At 66.5% G+C, this 19,101-nt stretch carries 20 protein-coding genes; 12 read left to right on the top strand and 8 right to left on the bottom strand.

Annotated features, from left to right (window positions below; all coding sequences use genetic code 11):
- Positions 1–203 precede the first annotated feature (203 nt).
- On the top strand, positions 204–605 hold the full coding sequence (locus tag N5C91_RS19360; RefSeq protein ID WP_184595010.1) for an SMI1/KNR4 family protein: 402 nt from the start codon (positions 204–206) through the stop codon (positions 603–605).
- A 103-nt stretch (positions 606–708) separates the two neighbouring features.
- A complete protein-coding gene (locus N5C91_RS19355) occupies positions 709–921 on the top strand; it encodes a YgdI/YgdR family lipoprotein (protein WP_017521498.1) in 213 nt (70 codons plus the stop codon).
- Positions 922–940: 19 nt separating this feature from the next.
- Here N5C91_RS19355 and lepB read toward each other — a convergent pair whose 3' ends face one another.
- The 3 genes from lepB to N5C91_RS19340 all read right to left on the bottom strand — a co-directional run bounded on the left by lepB (position 941) and on the right by N5C91_RS19340 (position 3,176).
- Positions 941–1,510, bottom strand: a complete 570-nt coding sequence (gene lepB, locus N5C91_RS19350; RefSeq protein WP_236173785.1) for a signal peptidase I — start codon at positions 1,508–1,510, stop codon at positions 941–943.
- Positions 1,511–1,647: 137 nt separating this feature from the next.
- Positions 1,648–2,313 carry a GntR family transcriptional regulator gene (locus N5C91_RS19345; protein ID WP_279831337.1) on the bottom strand — a complete coding sequence of 222 codons (666 nt, stop codon included), beginning with the start codon at positions 2,311–2,313 and terminating at the stop codon, positions 1,648–1,650.
- Positions 2,314–2,387: 74 nt separating this feature from the next.
- A complete protein-coding gene (locus N5C91_RS19340; protein ID WP_279831334.1) occupies positions 2,388–3,176 on the bottom strand; it encodes an SDR family NAD(P)-dependent oxidoreductase in 789 nt (262 codons plus the stop codon).
- Between the two features lie 127 nt (positions 3,177–3,303).
- Here N5C91_RS19340 and N5C91_RS19335 point away from each other — a divergent pair, with 127 nt between their 5' ends.
- The 6 genes from N5C91_RS19335 to N5C91_RS19310 all read left to right on the top strand — a co-directional run bounded on the left by N5C91_RS19335 (position 3,304) and on the right by N5C91_RS19310 (position 10,436).
- Positions 3,304–4,698, top strand: a complete 1,395-nt coding sequence (locus tag N5C91_RS19335) for an aspartate aminotransferase family protein (RefSeq protein ID WP_279831332.1) — start codon at positions 3,304–3,306, stop codon at positions 4,696–4,698.
- A gap of 134 nt (positions 4,699–4,832) precedes the next feature.
- Positions 4,833–6,200: a glutamine synthetase family protein gene (locus N5C91_RS19330; RefSeq protein ID WP_279831330.1), complete on the top strand. Its 1,368-nt coding sequence runs from the start codon at positions 4,833–4,835 to the stop codon at positions 6,198–6,200.
- Positions 6,201–6,495: 295 nt separating this feature from the next.
- A complete protein-coding gene (locus N5C91_RS19325; protein WP_236173647.1) occupies positions 6,496–7,254 on the top strand; it encodes an SDR family oxidoreductase in 759 nt (252 codons plus the stop codon).
- A gap of 200 nt (positions 7,255–7,454) precedes the next feature.
- Positions 7,455–7,934: an acyl-CoA thioesterase gene (locus tag N5C91_RS19320; RefSeq protein ID WP_279831327.1), complete on the top strand. Its 480-nt coding sequence runs from the start codon at positions 7,455–7,457 to the stop codon at positions 7,932–7,934.
- A 209-nt stretch (positions 7,935–8,143) separates the two neighbouring features.
- The gene (gene ybaL, locus N5C91_RS19315) at positions 8,144–9,847 is read left to right on the top strand and encodes a YbaL family putative K(+) efflux transporter (RefSeq protein WP_279831325.1); all 1,704 of its coding nucleotides are present in this window, start codon (positions 8,144–8,146) and stop codon (positions 9,845–9,847) included.
- A 4-nt stretch (positions 9,848–9,851) separates the two neighbouring features.
- Entirely contained in the window at positions 9,852–10,436 is a 585-nt protein-coding gene (locus N5C91_RS19310) for a YqaA family protein (RefSeq protein ID WP_024766834.1), read from the top strand.
- A 144-nt stretch (positions 10,437–10,580) separates the two neighbouring features.
- Here the strand turns inward: N5C91_RS19310 and pdxY are convergent, their stop codons facing one another.
- The gene (pdxY, locus tag N5C91_RS19305; RefSeq protein ID WP_236173644.1) at positions 10,581–11,450 is read right to left on the bottom strand and encodes a pyridoxal kinase PdxY; all 870 of its coding nucleotides are present in this window, start codon (positions 11,448–11,450) and stop codon (positions 10,581–10,583) included.
- A 120-nt stretch (positions 11,451–11,570) separates the two neighbouring features.
- On the opposite strand from pdxY, the gene N5C91_RS19300 reads away from it, so the two are divergent.
- Complete coding sequence (locus tag N5C91_RS19300; protein ID WP_236173643.1) at positions 11,571–12,062, top strand: DUF3301 domain-containing protein; 492 nt, start codon at positions 11,571–11,573, stop codon at positions 12,060–12,062.
- On the opposite strand, the gene N5C91_RS19295 is transcribed toward N5C91_RS19300, so the two are convergent.
- On the bottom strand, positions 12,059–12,412 hold the full coding sequence (locus N5C91_RS19295) for a hypothetical protein (protein WP_236173642.1): 354 nt from the start codon (positions 12,410–12,412) through the stop codon (positions 12,059–12,061). The two genes, N5C91_RS19300 and N5C91_RS19295, sit on opposite strands and share 4 nt — an antisense overlap.
- A complete protein-coding gene (locus N5C91_RS19290; protein WP_279831315.1) occupies positions 12,409–13,287 on the bottom strand; it encodes an alpha/beta hydrolase in 879 nt (292 codons plus the stop codon). Before N5C91_RS19290 ends, N5C91_RS19295 begins: the two co-directional genes overlap by 4 nt.
- Before the next feature lie 105 nt (positions 13,288–13,392).
- On the opposite strand from N5C91_RS19290, the gene N5C91_RS19285 reads away from it, so the two are divergent.
- Both N5C91_RS19285 and N5C91_RS19280 read left to right on the top strand, forming a co-directional pair.
- Positions 13,393–15,156: an ATP-binding protein gene (locus N5C91_RS19285; RefSeq protein WP_279831313.1), complete on the top strand. Its 1,764-nt coding sequence runs from the start codon at positions 13,393–13,395 to the stop codon at positions 15,154–15,156.
- Positions 15,153–16,487, top strand: coding sequence for a sigma-54 dependent transcriptional regulator (locus N5C91_RS19280; RefSeq protein WP_236173639.1), 1,335 nt, complete (start codon positions 15,153–15,155; stop codon positions 16,485–16,487). Before N5C91_RS19285 ends, N5C91_RS19280 begins: the two co-directional genes overlap by 4 nt.
- Here N5C91_RS19280 and N5C91_RS19275 read toward each other — a convergent pair.
- Positions 16,469–17,467, bottom strand: coding sequence for a hypothetical protein (locus tag N5C91_RS19275; RefSeq protein ID WP_279831311.1), 999 nt, complete (start codon positions 17,465–17,467; stop codon positions 16,469–16,471). The two genes, N5C91_RS19280 and N5C91_RS19275, sit on opposite strands and share 19 nt — an antisense overlap.
- 155 nt (positions 17,468–17,622) lie before the next feature.
- Here N5C91_RS19275 and N5C91_RS19270 point away from each other — a divergent pair, with 155 nt between their 5' ends.
- Complete coding sequence (locus N5C91_RS19270; RefSeq protein WP_236173637.1) at positions 17,623–18,522, top strand: methyltransferase domain-containing protein; 900 nt, start codon at positions 17,623–17,625, stop codon at positions 18,520–18,522.
- 322 nt (positions 18,523–18,844) lie between these two features.
- Here N5C91_RS19270 and N5C91_RS19265 read toward each other — a convergent pair whose 3' ends face one another.
- Entirely contained in the window at positions 18,845–19,039 is a 195-nt protein-coding gene (locus N5C91_RS19265) for a hypothetical protein (RefSeq protein WP_236173636.1), read from the bottom strand.
- Between the last annotated feature and the right edge of the window lie 62 nt (positions 19,040–19,101).

Here is a 19,101-nt window from a genome sequence, read left to right as displayed (position 1 = left end):
TTTCTCGCGGAACACTCGCACCCAAGCCCCGGCCTCTCCCCAAGCCCGAACTTTCCGGGAGCGGGCTGAAGTGCGGGCGCTTGCGCAATACCGGCGGCCACCTCGCCACTCGTCCGGACAACGCCCGCGCAGTGGTCTTGCGCGGATGGCCGGCTACTACTGTATAAAGCGCGCCATTGGTCGAATGCAGAGAGGCCCCGCCTGTGGAAGATGTGATCGAAAAACTGCGTGAAGTGAACGAGCCGGTGCCGGTTCCGCTGGAGTTGCCGGACGAAGAGCTGCTGGTGGAGATCGAGGAAGAGCTGCTGATCGGTATTCCGTCGGAATTCCGCGAGTTCCTTTTACAGGTCAGCGATGTGATCTATGGCCGCCTGGAACCGGTGACCGTGACCGATCCGCAGTCGCATACCTACCTGCCGGAAGTGGCCGCCGTGGCCTGGGCGAGTGGCCTGCCGCGCGAGCTGATACCGCTCTGCGCCGACGGTGACGACTACTACGCGGTCGCCGAGGACGGCGAGGTCGTGCTCTGGGCCGATGGCGAACTCACCGAGGAAACCTGGGACTCCGTCTGGACCTGGGCACGCGACGTATGGCTCGACACTTGAGGGTGGGCTCCGGAATTTCCTGAAACTTCCATGGTCACACAGGCAACCCAGCGTACCTCCAGCCCTTGCTGCCCGGGCGGGTACGATGCCCCGTGGAGAAACTATGAAGTTGAAAGCCTTGTTCACCTGCCTGTTGCTGCTCGGTCTCGCCGGATGCGCCGACAAGGCCGTGGTGACGCTGCAGGATGGCAGCGAAATTCTGGTGAAGGATCACTCCGACTACGACAAATACAATGACTACTACGAGTTCGAACAACTCAACGGCGAGACGATCCTGATCAAGAAGGACAACGTCCGCTTCATCAAGACACCCTGAGCGAGGCGAACCAGCCTCCTCAGGGCTGCGGTTCAGGCAAGGCGCCGATGCGCCCGGTGTTCTGCGCGTACCAGATGCGGGATACCCGACCGACCAGATTGGCCCTCGGCACGTCGCCGAAAAATCGGCTATCCAGGGAGTTGTCACGATTGTCGCCGAGCAGGAAGTAATGCTCCTCTGGCACACGGTGCTCCACCAGCCGCCGTGAATCTGCCGCCCTGTTCTGCGCCCCGAGCAGATAGGGTTGCGCTATCTCGCGATCATTCAGATACAAGCGACCGTCGCTGATCCTTACCCGGTCGCCGGGGCCGGCGACGATGCGCTTGACGTAGCTGTGCTGCGGGTCCTTGGGATTGAGGAAGACCACGACGTCCCCGGCCGTCGGCGTGCCGAATGCATAGCTCGCGGCGCTGGTCAGGATGTAGTCGCCCGGCTGCAATGTGGGATTCATGGAGGAGGACCTGATCGAATAGGTCGTCATCCCCAGCAGGCGCATGCGTGGGTCCAGGCTCGGCACCCCGAGCGGGTTGACCAGGTACAGGCCAGTCAGCAAGGCCGCGACCACAGTCAGGGCCGGCCGGAAGCGCATCTTCACGGGATTTTCTCAAGGTCGAAAATGGCGCATGACTGTCGCCTGACTGCCGCTGGATACCAAGCCTGAATGCGTAGGGCGTATCTGAAAATCCTCTACGCCCTTGCCGATCCGTAACCCGTCCGGCAATTACCCTAGCGCGCCCCGAGCCTTCCCCCGCTTTCCAGCTCCAGCAGGTTGAGCAGGTACTGGCCGCAGTAGCCCAGGTCCTGTTCGATGGCCTTGCGTGCGCCCGCAGCGTCGCCACGCTCCAGCGCCTGCAGGGTGTCTTCATGGAAGTCGTTGAGGCGCAGCGACAGGTCGGCCTCGGTGAACAGCCGGTTGAAGAACGGCCCCACCTGCAGCCACAGCGCCTCGATCATGCGCAGCAGCGTGGGGTTGCCACAGGCGCGGTAGAGCGTCAGGTGGAACAGGCTGTTGGCCTCCAGGTAGCCATGGACGTCGCGCGCGTTCAGCGCGACTTCCATGCGCTCGGTACAATCGCGCAGCAGCGCCATGTCGACGGGCTTCAGGTGCCTGGCGGCATCCTCCACCGCCAACCCCTCCAGGGATTGCCGCACCTGCAGGATCTGCAGGTAGCGCTCGCGGGTCATCACCGGCACCCGTAGCGAGCGCTGCTGCTCGCCTTCCAGCGCGCCCTCGGCCACCAGCCGTTGCAGGGCGGCGCGTACCGGCATCGGGCTGGTGCCCCATTCATCGGCCAGGTCGCGGATCTTGAGCCGTTCGCCGGGCTGGAAACGCCCGGAGAGCAAAGCCTGGCGCAGGTTCTGGTAGAGCTGTTCCTGAAGGTTATCGGCCATCGCGAATTACTCCTGGCCGGCCGGCGGTGCCGGCAGTTGGGCGAAGGTCAGGCTGCAATCGTGTTTCATCGTGCTTATCCCTTGTTCTCGATCAGGCAGTTGCCGCCATCCACCACCAGCACTTCGCCGGTGATGTAACTGGCGTCGGGCGAGGCCAGGAAGGCGATGGCGGCTGCCACCTCCTCCGGTCGCCCGGAACGACCGAGCGGCGTGCGCCGCCCGGCCTGGATTTCTTCTTCGCTGCTGGAGCCGGTGGCGATCCAGCCGGGCGCCACGCTGTTCACCGTCACCCCGCGCTGCGCCACTTCCAGCACCAGCCCCATGCTCATGCCGAGCATCCCGGCCTTGGCCGCGCTGTACGCCGACTCGCCCGGATTGCTGGCCCGCGTGCCGGTGGTGGAGCTGACGTTGACGATGCGCCCGTAGCCGCGCTCCAGCATGCCCGGCAGCAGCGCACGGGTAAGCAGGAAGGCGCTGGTGAGATTGCGTGCCAGCGACAGGTTCCAGGTCGCCAGGTCCATCACCGCCAGCTCGGCGAAGGGCTCAGGGCTGCCCTGCATGGCCATGCCGGCGTTGTTCACCAGCACGTCTACCCTTCCCCATTGCGCCTGCGCCCATTCGGCCAGGCGGCGAACATCGTTTTCGTCCGTCAGGTCGGCCGCTAGCGCGCGGGCCTCGAAACCTTCGCCGCGCAGTTCTTCCGCCCGCAGCAGCACGCGCTCGCTGCTGGCGGTGAGCAGCAGCTTCACCCCGTTGCGTGCCAGCCGGCGGGCGCTGGCGAAGCCGATACCGGATTCGCTGCCGGCGCCGCTGACCAGCGCGACCTGGCCGGCCCAGGCGGACTCATTCGTGACATCGCTCATGGGTAGCCTCTTTTTCTGTGATCACAGAATTCGTTACAGGGCAGATTATCAGGCAGACGATTCACTGTATTGACATTTTTGTGATCACAAATGGAAGATGTGCGAAATAACAAACGAGGTGTGCAACATGACCGCCAGCGGAATCGCCCAACAGGCCGTGGATATCTTCACCGCCCGCGAGCGCCAGCGCTTCCTGGAACAGAATCCCAAGTCCGTCGCCCTTGCCGAGCGCGCGCACCAGTCGCTGTACGCCGGCGTGCCGATGCACTGGATGGCCGACTGGTCCACGCCTTGCCCGCTGTTCGTCGAACGCGCCCAGGGCGCCCGCTTCTACGACGTGGACGGCCATGACTACGTGGACTTCTGCCTGGGCGACACCGGCAGCATGTTCGGCCACTCGCCGGCGCCGATCGCCCGCGCCCTCGCCGAACAAGGCGCGCGCGGCCTGACCACCATGCTTCCCGGCGAAGATGCGGTGGTCTGCGGCGAGCTGCTCGCCGCACGCTTCGGCCTGCCCTACTGGCAGGTGACCGCCACCGCCACCGACTCCAACCGCTATGTGCTGCGCTGGGCCCGCGCGGTAACCCGGCGCAAGACCCTGCTGGTGTTCGACGGCTGCTACCACGGCACCGTGGACGATGTGATGGTGCGCTACCGCGACGGCGAGACCGTGCACCGCTCCGGCCTGGTCGGCCAGGCCTACGACCTGACCCAGCACAGCCGCTCCATTCCCTTCAACGACGTCGAGGCGCTGGAAGCCGCCCTGGCCCAGGGCGACGTCTGCGCCCTGCTGTGCGAACCGGCGATGACCAACATCGGCATGGTCCTGCCCGATCCGGGCTTCATGCAGAAGTGCCGCGAACTGACGCGCAAGTACGGTTCGCTGCTGATCATCGACGAAACCCACACCATCTCCACCAATATCGGTGGCTGTACCCAGCTGTGGAACCTCGATCCGGACTTCTTCGTGGTCGGCAAGCCGATCGCCGGTGGCGTGCCCTGCGGCATCTTCGGCTGCAGTGCGGAGATGGCCGAGCGCATGGCTGCCTCGCGCCAGAGCGCCCAGGAAGACAGCCATGGCCACGGCCACAGCGGCATGGGCACCACGCTCTCGGCCAACGCCCTGGCCATGCACTGCATGCGCGCCAACCTGGAACAGGTGATGACCCAGGCGGCCTACGACCACATGCTGCCGCTGGCCAAGCGCCTGGCCGACGGCTTCCGCGCGCTGATCGCCAAGCACGGCCTGAAATGGTCGGTGACCGAGTTGGGCGCGCGTAGCGAGTTCCAGTTCTGCCCCGTCTCCCCGCGTACCGGCGCCGAGGCCGAAGCGGCCTTCCACGACGAGCTGCAGATGGCCCTGCACCTGTACCTGATCAACCGCGGCATCCTGATCACGCCGTTCCACAACATGACCCTGTGCTGCCCGGACACCACTGCCGCCGATGTGGATCGCCTGATCGAGACCCTCGATGCCGGCATCACCGAGCTGCTGGCCATTCCCGGCGCGCGCGAGGCCTGATCGAAACTCCCCCTGCAGGAGCGAGCTTGCTCGCAAACCCGCCCCCCGCAGCGGATTTGCAAAAGAGCGTTGGCGAGCAAGCTCGCTCCTACGAAAAGCATTCTGCGGCGCGCTCCGCGCCACCGAGGACCACCATGCAATTCGCCGATCGTCAGGAAGCCGAAGCCTTCCTCGCCGCCCACCCGGACGTGCGCAGCATCGAACTGTTCATCATCGACTCCAACGGCATCCCGCGCGGCAAGCTGCTGCACCGCGACGAGCTGCTGGCGATCTACGACAACGGCCGCCCGCTGCCCAGCTCGATCCTTGCGCTGACCGTGCAGGGCGAAGACGTCGAAGGCACCGGGCTGGTCTGGGAAGTGGCCGACGCCGACTGCTGGACCTACCCGCTGCCCGGCAGCCTGATCCTGCAACCCTGGCGCAATTCACCCACCGGCCAGCTGCAGGTGAGCATGCACCCGACCCAGGGCCTGCCGGCCACCCCGGCCGATCCACGCCAGGCGCTGAGCCGCGTGGTGGATCGGCTGAAGGCCGACGGCTTCCACCCGGTGATGGCGGTGGAGCTGGAGTTCTACCTGCTGGACAAGCAGCGCGACGTCAACGGCCGCCCGCAGCCGGCGCTGCAGATGAACGGTATCCGCCCGGAAGCGCCACAGGTATACGGCGTCTACGAGCTGGAACAACTGCAGCCGTTCCTCGACGACCTCTACGCCGCGTGTGAAGTGCAGGGCCTGCCGGTACGCACGGCGATTTCCGAATACGCGCCGGGCCAGGTCGAACTGACCCTGGAGCACCGCTTCGACGTCATGCAGGCAATCGACGAAGGCGTGCGCTACAAGCGCCTGGTGAAAGGCGTGGCGAACAAGCACGGGCTGCAGGCCTGCTTCATGGCCAAGCCGTTCGGTGACCGCGCCGGCTCCGGCATGCACCTGCACGTCAGCCTGGCGGACGCCGAGGGCAACAACCTCTACGCCAGCGAAGACATTCACGGCACTCCACTGCTGCGCCACTCCATCGGCGGCATGATGGCGCGCCTGCTGGATTCGCTGGCGATCTTCTGCCCCAACGCCAACTCCTTCCGCCGTTTCCAGGCCAACAGCTACGCGCCGCTGGCCAAGAGCTGGGGCGTGAACAACCGCACCGTGTCGTTCCGCGTGCCCGGTGGCCCGGCCAAGAGCCGGCACATCGAGCACCGCATCTGCGGCGCCGACGCCAACCCGTACCTGGCGGCGGCGGCGATCCTTGCGGCAATCCACGAAGGCATCCGCGAACAGATCGATCCGGGCGCGCCGATCGTCGGCAACGGCTATGAACAGGCCACCGAGTTCCTGCCCACCGACTGGCTCACCGCGCTGCGCGCGCTGGAATCCTCGGCCTGGGCGCGCGAGGCGCTGGGCGAGGAATTCCTCAAGGTGTTCCTGGCGATCAAGTGGGAAGAGTTCCGCCAGTTCATGGGCGAAGTCGGCGAGCAGGATTGGCGCTGGTATCTGCACCACGCCTGAACGACTGACCGAAACGGCGGATAACCGTGAACGGTTATTCGCCCTACACAAGATGTCCCCTGGGCTCCCGTAGGGCGCATAACGCGAAGCGTTATCCGCCATTTTGCGCCCAGCAATCAGCTCACCCGCTGACACGCGAAAGTCTTACGAAAAATTTACTCTGCCAGAGTGAAGAATCTGGTCTTTTCTTGGTCTGTAGTTGCACGGAGCGCCTGAGCGCTCTGCGATCGATGCGGCGCCCGCCGGTCTGCCTGCCGGCCGCCGTCCTCTCTCAGGCAGGGAGAACCCGTAGACAATGAGCACTCCCGTCGTACTGATCACCGGCGCTGCCGGTGGCCTCGGAAAAGCCATCGCCAAACGTTTCGCCCAAAGCCACTGGCGCATCGCCGCCACCGACGTGGATAAAGCCGGCCTGCATGCGCTGAACGCCCAGGTACCGCTGGACGCTACCGCCGTCGGCGACCTGCGACGCGCCGATAACTGCCACAGCCTGATGTCCGACATTCTCGCCCGCACCGGCCGTCTCGATGCGCTGGTCAACGCCGCCGGTGTCTGGCGCGAAGGCCCGGTGGAAGACTTCAACGAGGACGATTTCGACCTGGTCATGGGGGTGAACCTCAAGGCCGCGTTCTACATGTGCCAGGCGGCAACGCCGTACCTCAAGGAAAACCACGGCTGCATCGTCAACATCTCCAGCGACTCCGGCCGCCAGGCCTATCGCGGCTCCGCCGCCTACTGCGCAAGCAAGGCGGCACTGACCATGCTTACCCGCACGCTGGCCCTGGAACTGGCCGAGTCCGGCGTGCGGGTCAACGCCATCTCCCCCGCCGACATCGCCACGCCGATGCTCGACTACCAGGCCGAACGCTACGGCCAGGGCAACCCGGCGGCCTATAAACGCGAGCTGCTGAAGGATTATCCGCAGGGCAAGGTGGCGCGCTTCATCCGCCCGGAGGAAGTCGCCGAGCTGGTCTGGTACCTCTGCAAGCCGGAGTCCGAAGCCATCACCGGCGCGGACCTGGCCATCGACTTCGGCCTCTCGGCCGGGCGCTGAGGCGCAACGACGCGAACGGGCGACCAGGGGTCGCCCGTTTTCATTCACGGCGTTGCTCGAACGGTGGATGCACCGCTGGCGAATGGTCCACTGGCGCCGCTGGCCAATCAGGGATATAGAAAAAACTGTGTCGCCAGCCGCGCTCGGGTTGTCCAGAGTGAGGCCCTTTCCTTTTCCCCAGACATCTGCCCGAGAACTCAATGGAACCTGGCAACCACCAGCTCAGCATGACCGTCCTGATGACCCCCGACATGGCCAACTTTTCCGGCAATGTCCACGGAGGCACCCTGCTCAAGTACCTCGACGAAGTCGCCTACGCCTGCGCCAGCCGCTACGCCGGCTACTACGTGGTGACCCTGTCGGTGGACCAGGTGATCTTCCGCCAGCCGATCCACGTCGGCGAACTGGTCACCTTCCTCGCTTCGGTGAACTACACCGGCCGCACCTCCATGGAGATCGGCGTGAAGGTGGTGACCGAGAACATCCGCGAGAAGTCCGTGCGCCACACCAACAGCTGCTTCTTCACCATGGTGGCGCTGGGCGACGAGCGCACGCCGATCGTCGTGCCGCAACTGGTTCCACAGACCAGGGACGAGAAACGTCGCTTCGCCCAGGCCCAGCAACGCCGGCAGATTCGCCAGGAGCTGGAGCAGCGCTATCAGGAGCTTCGCGACGAATAAGCGACGTTCACGACATTTCCTGAAAAGAAATCCCGCGTGTCGCGGAAATTTCCTAATGCGTCAACAGGTTACCCTTGCGTGAAAGCAAGGTAGGAATTCATTACTACGCCTAAACTTTTCACACGCGGGTTTGCCCCCGTGACCCACCGTCGAGCGGCCTGGTGCTGACAAGCAGTCCGGCCGCTCCCTGAGTGCCCGGAGCCCAGACCATGCATCACACCCCGTTACTGACCACCCTCGCCGTCGGCTTCGTGCTGGCCTTCGTCCTCGGCGCCCTGGCCAACCGCCTGCGTATTTCGCCGCTGGTGGGCTACCTGCTCGCCGGCGTGCTGGCCGGCCCCTTCACTCCCGGTTATGTCGCCGACCAGGCACTCTCCGTAGAGATCGCCGAGCTGGGCGTGATCCTGCTGATGTTCGGCGTCGGCCTGCACTTCTCGCTCAAGGACCTGCTGTCGGTGAAAGCCATCGCCATCCCCGGTGCGGTGGTGCAGATCGGCGTCGCCACCCTGCTCGGCCTCGGCCTTGCGTGGATGATGGGCTGGAACTTCGGCGGCGGTCTGGTCTTCGGCCTGGCGCTGTCGGTGGCCAGTACCGTGGTGCTGCTGCGCGCGCTGGAGCAGCGCCAGCTGATCGACACCAAGCGCGGGCGCATCGCCATCGGCTGGCTGATCGTCGAGGACCTGGCGATGGTCCTCACCCTGGTTCTGCTGCCGGCCCTGGCCGGCTCGCTGGGCGGCACCTCCGACGGTGGTGACGGCGGCGTACTGATGCCGATCCTGCTGACCCTGGGCAAGGTCGCCGCCTTCGTCGCGGTGATGATCGTCGGCGGCCGCCGCTTCGTGCCCTGGGTGCTGGAGCGCGTCGCCAAGACCGGCTCGCGCGAGCTGTTCACCCTGGCCGTGCTGGCCATCGCCCTGGGCATCGCCTACGGCTCGGCGGTGATCTTCGGCGTGTCCTTCGCCCTCGGCGCATTCTTCGCCGGGATGATCCTCAACGAGTCCGAGCTGAGCCACGAGGCTGCCGAGAACTCGCTGCCGCTGCGCGACGCCTTCGCCGTGCTGTTCTTCGTCTCGGTGGGCATGCTGTTCAACCCGGCGATCCTGATCCAGGAGCCGCTGCCGGTGCTGGCAACCTTCCTGGTGATCGTCTTCGGCAAGTCGGTGGCGGCCTACGTCATCGTGCGCATGTTCGGCCACCCCAACAGCACCGCACTGACCATCGCCGCCAGCCTGGCGCAGATCGGCGAGTTCTCCTTCATCCTGGTCGGCCTGGGCGTGACCCTGAACCTGCTGCCCGAAGCCGGTCGCGACCTGGTGCTAGCCGGCGCGATCCTGTCGATCCTGGTCAACCCGCTGCTGTTCATCGCCATCGATCGCCTGCAGGCGCGCCAGGAGCAGAAGGCCGAGACCGAGCCCGGCGTGGTCCAGGTGGAACCCCAGGACCTGCCACCGCCGGTGCTGGAGCACAATCACGCGATCCTCATCGGCCACGGCCGCGTCGGCGCGCTGGTGAGCGAGCGCCTGCGCAAGGACAAGGTGCCGCTGGTGGTCATCGAGGACAAGCGCGAGAAGGCCGCCGAGCTGCGCGAGCACGGGCTCTGCGTGGTGGTGGGCAACGCCGCCAATCCCGATGTGCTGAACCAGGCCAACATCACCTCGGCGCGCTGGTTGCTGATCGCCATTCCCAATGGCTTCGAGGCCGGGACCATTTCCAGCCACGCACGGGCGATCAACCCGAACCTGGACATCATCGCCCGCGCCCACTTCGACGCCGAGGTGGACTACCTGGAGCAGAATGGCGCCAGCCTGGTAATCATGGGCGAGCGCGAGATTGCCCGTGGCATGGTCGAGCGGGTCGAACGCGAGGACGCCGCCGCGGCGCCGGGCGACGACCACCTGCCGCAGTCGGCCTGACGCCATGCTGCGCCGGCTGTACGACTGGACCATGCGCCTGGCGGGCCATCCGCGGGCGGAGCTGGCGCTGGGTGGAGTGACCTTCGCCGAGAGTTCGTTCTTCCCCATCCCGCCGGACGCGCTGCTGGTGCCGATGGTGCTGGCCAACCGGGCCAAGGCCTGGCGCTACGCGGCGATCTGCATTGTCAGTTCGGTGCTGGGCGGCATCGCCGGCTACTTCATCGGCCTGCTGCTGTTCGAGACAGTGGGCCAGGCGATCCTGGCCTTCTATGGCCTGCAGGAGAACTTCGCCGAGGTCGCCGAACGCTACAACGAGCTTGGCTGGCTGATGGTGCTGCTGGGCGGCGGTTTCACCCCGCTGCCCTACAAGCTGATCACCCTCACCAGCGGCGTGACCCAGCTGGACCTGGTGCTGTTCATCGCCCTCAGCGTGGTGGCGCGCACCCTGCGTTTCGCCGCCACCTGCGCCCTGCTGTTCTGGGCGGGACCGGCGCTGCGCGAAGCCATCGAAAAACGCCTGGGGCTGGCGTTCGGCCTGCTCACCGCGATGGTGGTCGGTGGCTTGCTGCTGGGCAAGTACATGCTCTGAGGCGGCAGGCGGCAGGCGGCAGGCGGCAGGCGGGATTATGTAGGAGCGAGCTTGCTCGCGAACGGAATCACCGGCAGTTCAGGAACCGGGCGGTTCGCGAGCAAGCTCGCTGCTACAAGGAATCGACGGCTTGCGAAATCTGACTCACCCCAGCTTCACCGCCTCGAACTTCACCCGCGGATGGGCGATGCGGTCCTGGGCGCGCACCAGTTCCAGCTCGTAGCTGCCGCAGGCCTGGGTTTCCAGCAGTACTTCGTGCACCGCGGCGGCGCAGAATTCGAAGGCGCTGCGCAGGTCGTCGCCCAGCAGCAGGCGGGCAAGGAACAGCCCGGAAGTCAGGTCGCCCACGCCCACCGGCTGGCGCGGGAAGGCCAGCAGCGGTCGGCGCAGGTGCCAGGTCTCGTCGAGGGTCACCAGCAGCATCTCGAAGGCATCCGCCGGCTTGCCGGGGTAGTTCAGGTGCTTCACCAGGATTGCCTTCGGGCCACGCACCAGCAGGCCACGGGCCATCGCCGCGCAGTCCTCCAGGGAGGTCGGCTGGCGGTCGCAGAAGCTGTCCAGCTCCAGCTGGTTCGGACACAGGTAGTCGGCCACGGCAGCGGCCTCGTGGAGCAGGAATTCGCCGACTTCCGGGGCGACGATGCAGCCCTTCTCCGGATGGCCCATCACCGGATCGCAGAGGTACACCGCACGCGGGTTGACCTCGCGGATGCGGCGCACCACCTCGAGGATCGAACGACCCTGCGCCGCGCTGCCCAGGTAGCCCGAGAGTACCGCGTCGCAGTTGCCCAGCTCGCCGATGGCGGCGATGCCATCCACCAGCGCGGGAATCTGCTCCGGCGGCAGCACCTGGCCCGTCCAGTGGCCATACTGGGTATGGTTGGAGAACTGCACGGTGTTCAGCGGCCAGACGTTCACCCCGACGCGTCGCATGGGGAACTCGGCAGCGCTGTTGCCGGCGTGGCCGAAGACGACGTGGGACTGGATGGCGAGAACGTGGGGAGTGCGCGGCATAACGGTGTCCTGCTACAGAATGGGGCAGTATGGAGCGCAATTCACACGCTGTGAACATCCGCCCCTCGCCGCCCGACGGCGGAGTGAGTAAGCTGGTGCGCCGATTCCGAGGAAGCCGAAGTGGACCTGGGCAATCTTTTCATCTTCATGCTGGTCATTGCAGGCGCCGCCTGGTGGTGGCGCGCCCATGGCATCCGCGAGCGTGCGCTGCTTCTGGCCAAGCAGCACTGCGCGCGCGAGGGCGTGGAACTGCTCGATGAAGCCATGGCCCTGCAGCGTTTCCGCTTCCAGCGCGACGGCCGGGGCAACCTGCGCCTGGCCCGCGAATACGCCTTCGAGTTCACCGCCACCGGCCAGGAGCGCTACGCCGGCAGCATCGCCATGTTCGGCCAGCATCTGGGCCGCGTTGAGCTGGCGCCGTTCCGCATGGAGCCTGAACCGCGCGCACCGGCATCGCCGGTTGCCACCTTCCATCCCGCCGCCCAGCCGGTGGATGAGGAAATCGTCGACGCCGTGTTCGACGACGCCCCCGCGCCGCCACGCCCCAGGGGTGAAGTGGTGCGCCTGGACGAATGGCGCCGCGCACACCAGGGCAAGAAGGTCGGCGACTAGAGCTGCGCGCGGATCGCCCGCCAGTGCGCCTCGGTGGCATAGGTCATCGCACGCCGTAGCACGCGACAGCGCAGCCGATGCCAGGGCGAGCGACGCCGCTGCTGGTTGCGTCGGCAGGCTTCGAACAGCCAGTCGGGATCGAACCCGTCCCACACGCCAGCCGTCACCCAGGCGTTACCCCAGACCACCGGCGCGACTTCCAGCCGGTAGATCGCCTCCAACTCCTCCGCGGCATAGCCGCTGATCGCCAGGGTGCGCGCGATGGCGGCAAGATCGTCCTCGACCAGCTCGGTGTCCAGCCACAGCTCGGACAGTGCCAGCCAGACGGACTCGCGGGCCGGGTCGTTCATTCGTGGCCCAGCAGGAAGCGTGACACGCGCTCGGCACTGTCTTCGGGGAACTCCTGCATGAAGCAATGCCCGCCGTCGACGCACTGGCCGCTCACCACCGTGTTCGCTGCGCACCAGCGCGCCACGGACTTGGCGACGAAGGGGTAGGTACGCTCGCCGAACAGCACCTGGGTCGGCGTCACCACCTTGTTCAGCGACGGCCACAGGCGCTTGGGGAAGGAGCTGAAGATCTCCGCCTCGCGGCTGGGCCGGCATTTCAGCTCGACGCCAGCCTCGGTGCGCTTCATCGCGTTCTCCACGTAAGCCCACAGCGCGGCGTCGGTCCAGCCCTTGAAGATGCCGCGGCCATGCAGGCCGGCGTAGGCCGCTTCGCGGTCCGGCCACTGGCTGCGCCGCGAGCGGGCCTTCTGCACCATGGTGCGGCGCTTGTGCAGGCCGAGCACTTCGGAGAGCGCCATCACGCCGATCATCGCCGGGGTGAAGAGCACCGGGTCGAGCAACACCGCGCGGCGGAACAGCTCGGGATGACGGCCGAGGATCAGGCTGGTGAGTACGCCGCCAAAGCTGTGCCCGGCGGCGTAGTGCGGCACGTCGCCGAAAACCGTGTTGCCGGCCCGGAAGGCCTCCACCGCCATTTCGGCGTTACGGTTCCAGCCGTGGAAGCGTCCGCCGTGGTCACTGTCGCCATGGCCCTGGACGTCGCACAACCAGAGGTCGAAATCCTCCGCCAGGACCTTCAGCATCGGCTCGTAGGCGCGGCCGCAGAAGCCGTTGCCATGCAGGAAGTGCAGCAGCGGCTTGCCGCTGGGCTCGCTGCGCCAGCCGCGCAGGGTGAAACCGGCGGACCCTTCGTGGGTCCAGGACGACAACTGCATCGAAGCGTTCTCCATCAGGATGCGGCAGTGTAGCGAGGCGGTGGGGCGCCGGACCAGCGCGCGGTCGTGCTATTGTCGCCGACCGCTGGTCGAACCCCGTCGAACATGTCGCCTACTCGCCCTCTCCGCCTGCTGCTGATCTGCCTGCTCCTGCTGGCCGGCCTGGTGCTGTCGGTGTTCTGGGCGGGCGAGAAGGCGCGGCACCGCGCGCTGCTCGCCGAGGCGGAAACCGCCCATGAGCAGTTGGGCCTCTACGCCAGTTCCCTGCATACCCTGATCGAGCGTTTCCGCAGCATTCCTTCCGTGCTGGCGCTGGACCCGGAACTGCGCGCGACCATGCGCGGCACGCTGACGGACGAGGTGCAGCACCGGCTCAACCTCAAGCTGCAGGAAATCAACGGCGCGGCACGCTCGTCGACCCTGGAGCTGCTGGACCGCACCGGCCTCGCCGTGGCCGCCAGCAACTGGAACCTGCCGACCAGCTACGTCGGCCACAACTACAGCTTTCGGCCGTACTTTCGCCAGACCATCGCCCAGGGCGCCGGGCGCTTCTATGCGGTCGGCGTGACCACCGGCATTCCTGGTTACTTCCTGTCCAACGCACTGCGTGACGACGCGGGCAACTTCCTCGGCGCCATCGTGGTCAAGCTGGAGTTTCCCGACCTCGAACGGCAGTGGAGCCAGACCCCGGACGTGGTGCTGGTGAGCGACAGCAAGGGCGTGGTGTTCCTCGCCAACCACCCGCGCTGGCGCTACCGCGAGCTGATGCCACTGGACGCGGTGGCCCGCGCCGAGCTGGCCGATACCCGCCAGTACCACCGCCAGCCACTCAGCGCGCTACCGCATCGGACGCTGGAGTCGCTCGGCGAACACGCGCGGATGGTGCGCGTGGAGGGCCAGGAAATCAGCGGCGACTACCTCTGGCAATCGGTCGGCCTGCCGGAAGAGGACTGGACCCTGCACCTGCTCCGCGACACCCGCGGGGTACAGTCCGACGTCACCAGCGCGCGCCTCGCCGCTGCCGGCGCCTGGCTGGCGCTGGTGTTCCTCGTGCTCTGGCTGCAACAGCGGCGCCGCCTCGCCCGCCTGCGCCAGCGCGACCAGGAAGAGCTGGAGCGTCTCGTCGAGCAACGCACCGCCGCCCTGCGCACCGCCCAGGATGGCCTGGTACAGGCCGCCAAGCTGGCCGCGCTGGGGCAGATGTCCGCCGCGCTGGCCCACGAAATCAACCAGCCGCTCACCGCCCAGCGCATGCAACTGGCCAGCGTGCGCCTGCTGCTGGACGCCGGCCGTCAGGACGACGCCCGCGCCGCGCTGGTGCGCGTGGATGAGCTGCTCGAACGCATGGCCGCTCTGACCGGCCACCTGAAGACCTTCGCGCGCAAGACACCCGGCGGCCTGCGCGAGCGCATCGAACTGGGCCACGTGATCGAGCAGGCGCTGCAACTGCTGGCCGTGCGTATCCGCGCCGAAGGCGTGGAGATCCGCCAGGACCTCGCCCTGCCCGCCTGGGTGCTGGGCGACGCGATCCGCCTGGAACAGGTACTGGTCAACCTGCTCCGCAATGCCCTGGATGCAGTGGCCGGCAGCGCGCAGCCACGCATCCGGCTGAGCCTGCAACGCGACGATGAACACTGGTGCCTGGAGGTCGCCGACAACGGCGCGGGCATCGACGAAGCCCATCTGGCCAGCGTCTTCGATCCCTTCTTCACCACCAAGCCGGTGGGCGAAGGACTGGGCCTGGGGCTGGCGGTATCCTATGGCATCGTCCACGAACTCGGCGGGCGCCTCGACGCCGCCAACCAGCCCACCGGCGGCGCGGTGTTTCGCCTCAGCCTGCCGGCCGCCAGCGAAGAAAGAAAACCATGAGCGAGACCATCCTCTTCGTCGACGACGAAGCCGCCATCCGCGACGCCGTGCAGCAGTGGCTGCAACTCTCCGGCTTCGAGGTGCGCCTGTGCAGCAGCGCCGACGAATGCCTGAAGAGCGTTTCCCGCGAGCTGCCCGGCGTGGTCATCAGCGATGTGCGCATGCCCGGCACCGATGGCCTGGCGCTGCTCGAGCGCCTGCAGCAGATCGACCGCGACCTGCCGGTGATCATGGTCACCGGCCACGGCGACGTGCCCATGGCAGTGCAGGCGATGCGCCAGGGCGCCTACGACTTCATCGAGAAACCCTTCACCCCCGAACGCCTGCTCGACAGCCTGCGCCGTGCCCTGGAAAAACGTCGGCTGGTGCAGGAGAACCGTCGGCTGCGCGAACAGGCAGCGCTCAAGGACCAGATCGAGTCGCGCCTGCTCGGCGTCTCGCGGCCCATGGAAACCCTGCGCCGACAGATCATGGCGCTGGCCGGTACGCCGGTGAACGTACTGATCCGGGGTGACACCGGCAGCGGCAAGGAGCTGGTCGCGCGCTGCCTGCACGACTTCGGGCCACGCGCCGGCAAGCCCTTTGTCGCGCTGAACTGCGCGGCGATTCCCGAGCAGTTGTTCGAGACCGAACTGTTCGGCCACGAGAGCGGCGCCTTCACCGGTGCCCAGGGCAAGCGCATCGGCAAGCTGGAGCACTCCAACGGCGGCAGCCTGTTCCTCGACGAGATCGAGAGCATGCCACTGGCCCAGCAGGTCAAGCTGCTGCGCGTGCTGCAGGAACAGCAACTGGAGCGCCTGGGCTCGAACCAGAGCATCAAGGTCGATTTGCGGGTGATTGCCGCCACCAAGCCTGACCTGCTCGAAGAAGCCCGTGCCGGGCGCTTCCGCGAGGACCTGGTGTACCGCCTGAACGTCGCCGAGCTGCGCCTGCCGCCACTGCGCGAACGGCGCGAGGACATCCCGCTGCTGTTCGAGCACTACGCGCTGCTGGCCAGCGAGAAATTCGGCCGCGAAGCCGCACCGCTGTCGGCCAGCGAACTGGCGCGCCTGCTCGCCCACGACTGGCCGGGCAACGTGCGTGAGCTGGCCAACGCCGCCGAGCGCCATGTGCTCGGCCTGGATCGCGCCGAGCAGGCGGAAGAACCGGCCGGCAACGGCCTCTTCGAACGCATGGAAGCCTACGAGGCGCAATGCATCCGCCAGGCGCTGGGCCAGTGCAAGGGCGACATCAAGGCGGTGATGGAGCTGCTCGGCCTGCCGCGCCGCACCCTCAACGAGAAGATGCAGCGCCATGGGCTGAGCCGCGGGGACTACCTGGGCGAGGACTGAGCGAGCTGCTCGGCGAAGAACCAGCCGCTACACCAGTACGCCAACGGCCAGAGCAGCGCCAGCAGCAGGGTCGCTGGCGGCAGCAGGTACAGCGGCAGGCGGCTGGAGTTGAGCGAGCCGTAGGCGGCAAAGGCCACCAGGATCGAGAACAGCACGGCCACCACCACCCAGATCGCCAGCAGGACCAGCGCACAGGCCAGCACCCGGCCGGCGGCAAAACGCGTGAGCTGCGGCGGCAGGCGTGTCCGCACCGCCAGCATGACGATGGCGAACGGCAGTACGCAGCTCGACAGCATGAGTACCGACTGCCAGCCGTCAGCGCCGCTGTACAGGTAGAGCACGCCATAGCCGAGTGCCGCGGACAGCTTGTAGATCACTGCGCTGAAGCACAGCGCCACCGCCAGCGCCACGTGCCAGGAGGGCAGTGCGACGGCCTGGCCCGGCGCCATCGGTTCGGAGCGCGAGCGCGCCAGATGCAGGACCAGCCAGAGCGGCAGGAGGCAGCCGAGGAACAGGTTGATCAGCGAATTGACCTGGCCATACAGGACTATCCAGAGGGTTCGGGAGCCCTGCTCGAACGCCCACTGATAGAACGATACGCTCAGGTAGGACACCGCCGTGCTGACCACCATGGTGGCGATCAGATAAGCCACGCCGAAACCTGCCAGCAACCCGGCCAGTGGCTGAAACCGCGCGATAGCGTAGCGTTCGCGCTGGTAATGCACCAGCAGCAGGACCGCTGCGGCATAGAAAACCAGTCCACCCAGCCAGTTTGCCAGCATCGTCGGCAGGTACTGCGGCAGGCGCTCGCGGTAATTGCCCAGGTCACCGATCCACTGCACGGCATTACTGCCGAAGAACACCACCGCCGCGGCGACGAACAGCAGCGGCTCGCGGCCAGCCGGTGGAGCCTCGACGGCTGGTGCGGTGAGCGGCGCATGGGGGGGCGCGAACGGATTGTCAGTGGTCACCGGCGGCATCCTTGTCGGTCCATCGAAGCGCCCGAGCCTCTCACAGCCGGCGCCGGCTAGCCAGTGCTGGCCAGCGCACTGGCGTTCGCCGAGCGAACCGCTACCCTGAACCGGGTGCCGCGACCCGGCCAGCCCTGCCGCCCTCTCGAACAAGGAAAACCAGCATGACCGGCAGCCTTCTCCCCTCCATCTGGCTGGGCGCCTTCGCGTCCGCCGAAGACTGGCAACAGGCCCGCCAGGCGAAACAGGTGCCGACCGCCCGGGCGCTGTGCGGCGCCATCGAGGACCGCGTGCTCTGGTCCCGCCATCCCATGGACATCGAGGCCTGGTGCTCGGCTTGCGAAAGCATCCAGCCAATGCATGTCGACTGGCGCCTGGGAGGCATTGCCGCGGATGGCAGCGTGCACCCGGCGTGGACGGAAACCGCCGCCTGCCGGGGCTGCGGCCTCAACAGCCGGATGCGCGCGCTGCTGGATCGCCTGCGCAAACTCGAACTGCCCCGGGACTCACGCGTGTACATCGCCGAGTGCGTCACCGCCAGTTTCAGGCAGCTGGAGCGGCTTTACCCACGGCTCGTGGGCAGCGAATTCCTCGGCATGGATCGGGTTTCCGGCGAAACCTACTGGAACGAGCAGCATCGCCAGCATCTGCGCCACGAGGACCTGACCCGGCTGTCGTTCGCCGATGACAGCTTCGACCTGGTGATATCCCAGGACATCTTCGAGCACATTCCCGATTTCGCGCGAGCCTTCAGCGAATGCCGACGGGTGCTCCGGCGCGGAGGACGGCTGGTATTCAGCGTACCGTTCTTCCCCGGCCAGGCCGAAACCGAGATCCGTGCGCGCTTTACCGCCAACGGCACTCTGGAGCATCTGCTGCCGGCGGAATACCACGGAGATCCGGTTGGCGACGGCGGCGTGCTGTGCTTCCAGCACTTCGGCTGGGACCTGCTCGACAGGCTGCGCGAGGCCGGCTTCGGCGAAGTTCGCGCGCACCTGTACTGGGGCCCCTGGCAGGGTCATTTCGGCCTGCCGTTCTTCGTCTTCCAGGCAGACGCCAACTAGCCCGCCGCCGGCATAAAAAAAGGCCGCTGATAGCAGCGGCCTTGAGACGGACGTCGATCTGGAGCAATCAAGAATCGGCGTCGGGAAGCTTGCCGGCGGTGAGGCCGGTAACGGCGCCGCTCGAAAGCCACGCTGTTGGGTCAAGTATATTGACCGATCAGGCAGGAATACAGACCATCAATAGCGAAAGACTGTTACAGCGTCTGTAACAGTCGCCTTCGGGCGCCGGAAACACAGGCAAAAAAAACGCCGCATATCGTATGCGGCGCAAGGTGTTGAGAAGCCCGGCTCACGCTCCGGACCTCCCGGGGGAAGTGGCCGATCAGGAATCGGCGTTGCTGCCAGTGGCGGCCTTGGCGGTCTGCTCGGCGGACTGGGCCTGCTGCTGGGCAATCACTGCTTCGTTGGCCTTGACCATCTTGTCGGTCATCAGGCGCGATTCTTCGGCGAAGCTCAGCTGAGTGAAGGACAGCGAGCAGACGGACAGCAAGGCAGCAACATAAAGCGAACGGGACATGACGGTGATCCTTTCTGAACACCCGATTGGTCGGGGTTGGAGAAAGGTTACGGCGCAACAGT

Origin of the sequence: Pseudomonas sp. GD03903 (assembly GCF_029840045.1) — a bacterium.
Classification (GTDB): Bacteria; Pseudomonadota; Gammaproteobacteria; order Pseudomonadales; family Pseudomonadaceae; genus Pseudomonas; species Pseudomonas pseudonitroreducens.
This window is presented reverse-complemented; position numbering and strand designations above follow the sequence as displayed.

Bases quoted from the DNA above. Each gene is read 5' to 3' on its own strand.
- N5C91_RS19275 (WP_279831311.1), bottom strand. From the start codon at position 17,467: ATGCCGCCGGTGACCACTGACAATCCGTTCGCGCCCCCCCATGCGCCG.
- N5C91_RS19280 (WP_236173639.1), top strand. From the start codon at position 15,153: ATGAGCGAGACCATCCTCTTCGTCGACGACGAAGCCGCCATCCGCGAC.
- N5C91_RS19345 (WP_279831337.1), bottom strand. From the start codon at position 2,313: ATGGCCGATAACCTTCAGGAACAGCTCTACCAGAACCTGCGCCAGGCT.
- N5C91_RS19310 (WP_024766834.1), top strand. From the start codon at position 9,852: ATGCTGCGCCGGCTGTACGACTGGACCATGCGCCTGGCGGGCCATCCG.
- N5C91_RS19355 (WP_017521498.1), top strand. From the start codon at position 709: ATGAAGTTGAAAGCCTTGTTCACCTGCCTGTTGCTGCTCGGTCTCGCC.
- N5C91_RS19285 (WP_279831313.1), top strand. From the start codon at position 13,393: ATGTCGCCTACTCGCCCTCTCCGCCTGCTGCTGATCTGCCTGCTCCTG.
- N5C91_RS19290 (WP_279831315.1), bottom strand. From the start codon at position 13,287: ATGCAGTTGTCGTCCTGGACCCACGAAGGGTCCGCCGGTTTCACCCTG.
- N5C91_RS19330 (WP_279831330.1), top strand. From the start codon at position 4,833: ATGCAATTCGCCGATCGTCAGGAAGCCGAAGCCTTCCTCGCCGCCCAC.
- lepB (WP_236173785.1), bottom strand. From the start codon at position 1,510: ATGCGCTTCCGGCCGGCCCTGACTGTGGTCGCGGCCTTGCTGACTGGC.
- N5C91_RS19320 (WP_279831327.1), top strand. From the start codon at position 7,455: ATGGAACCTGGCAACCACCAGCTCAGCATGACCGTCCTGATGACCCCC.
- pdxY (WP_236173644.1), bottom strand. From the start codon at position 11,450: ATGCCGCGCACTCCCCACGTTCTCGCCATCCAGTCCCACGTCGTCTTC.
- N5C91_RS19270 (WP_236173637.1), top strand. From the start codon at position 17,623: ATGACCGGCAGCCTTCTCCCCTCCATCTGGCTGGGCGCCTTCGCGTCC.
- N5C91_RS19325 (WP_236173647.1), top strand. From the start codon at position 6,496: ATGAGCACTCCCGTCGTACTGATCACCGGCGCTGCCGGTGGCCTCGGA.
- N5C91_RS19335 (WP_279831332.1), top strand. From the start codon at position 3,304: ATGACCGCCAGCGGAATCGCCCAACAGGCCGTGGATATCTTCACCGCC.
- N5C91_RS19265 (WP_236173636.1), bottom strand. From the start codon at position 19,039: ATGTCCCGTTCGCTTTATGTTGCTGCCTTGCTGTCCGTCTGCTCGCTG.
- N5C91_RS19295 (WP_236173642.1), bottom strand. From the start codon at position 12,412: ATGAACGACCCGGCCCGCGAGTCCGTCTGGCTGGCACTGTCCGAGCTG.
- N5C91_RS19340 (WP_279831334.1), bottom strand. From the start codon at position 3,176: ATGAGCGATGTCACGAATGAGTCCGCCTGGGCCGGCCAGGTCGCGCTG.
- ybaL (WP_279831325.1), top strand. From the start codon at position 8,144: ATGCATCACACCCCGTTACTGACCACCCTCGCCGTCGGCTTCGTGCTG.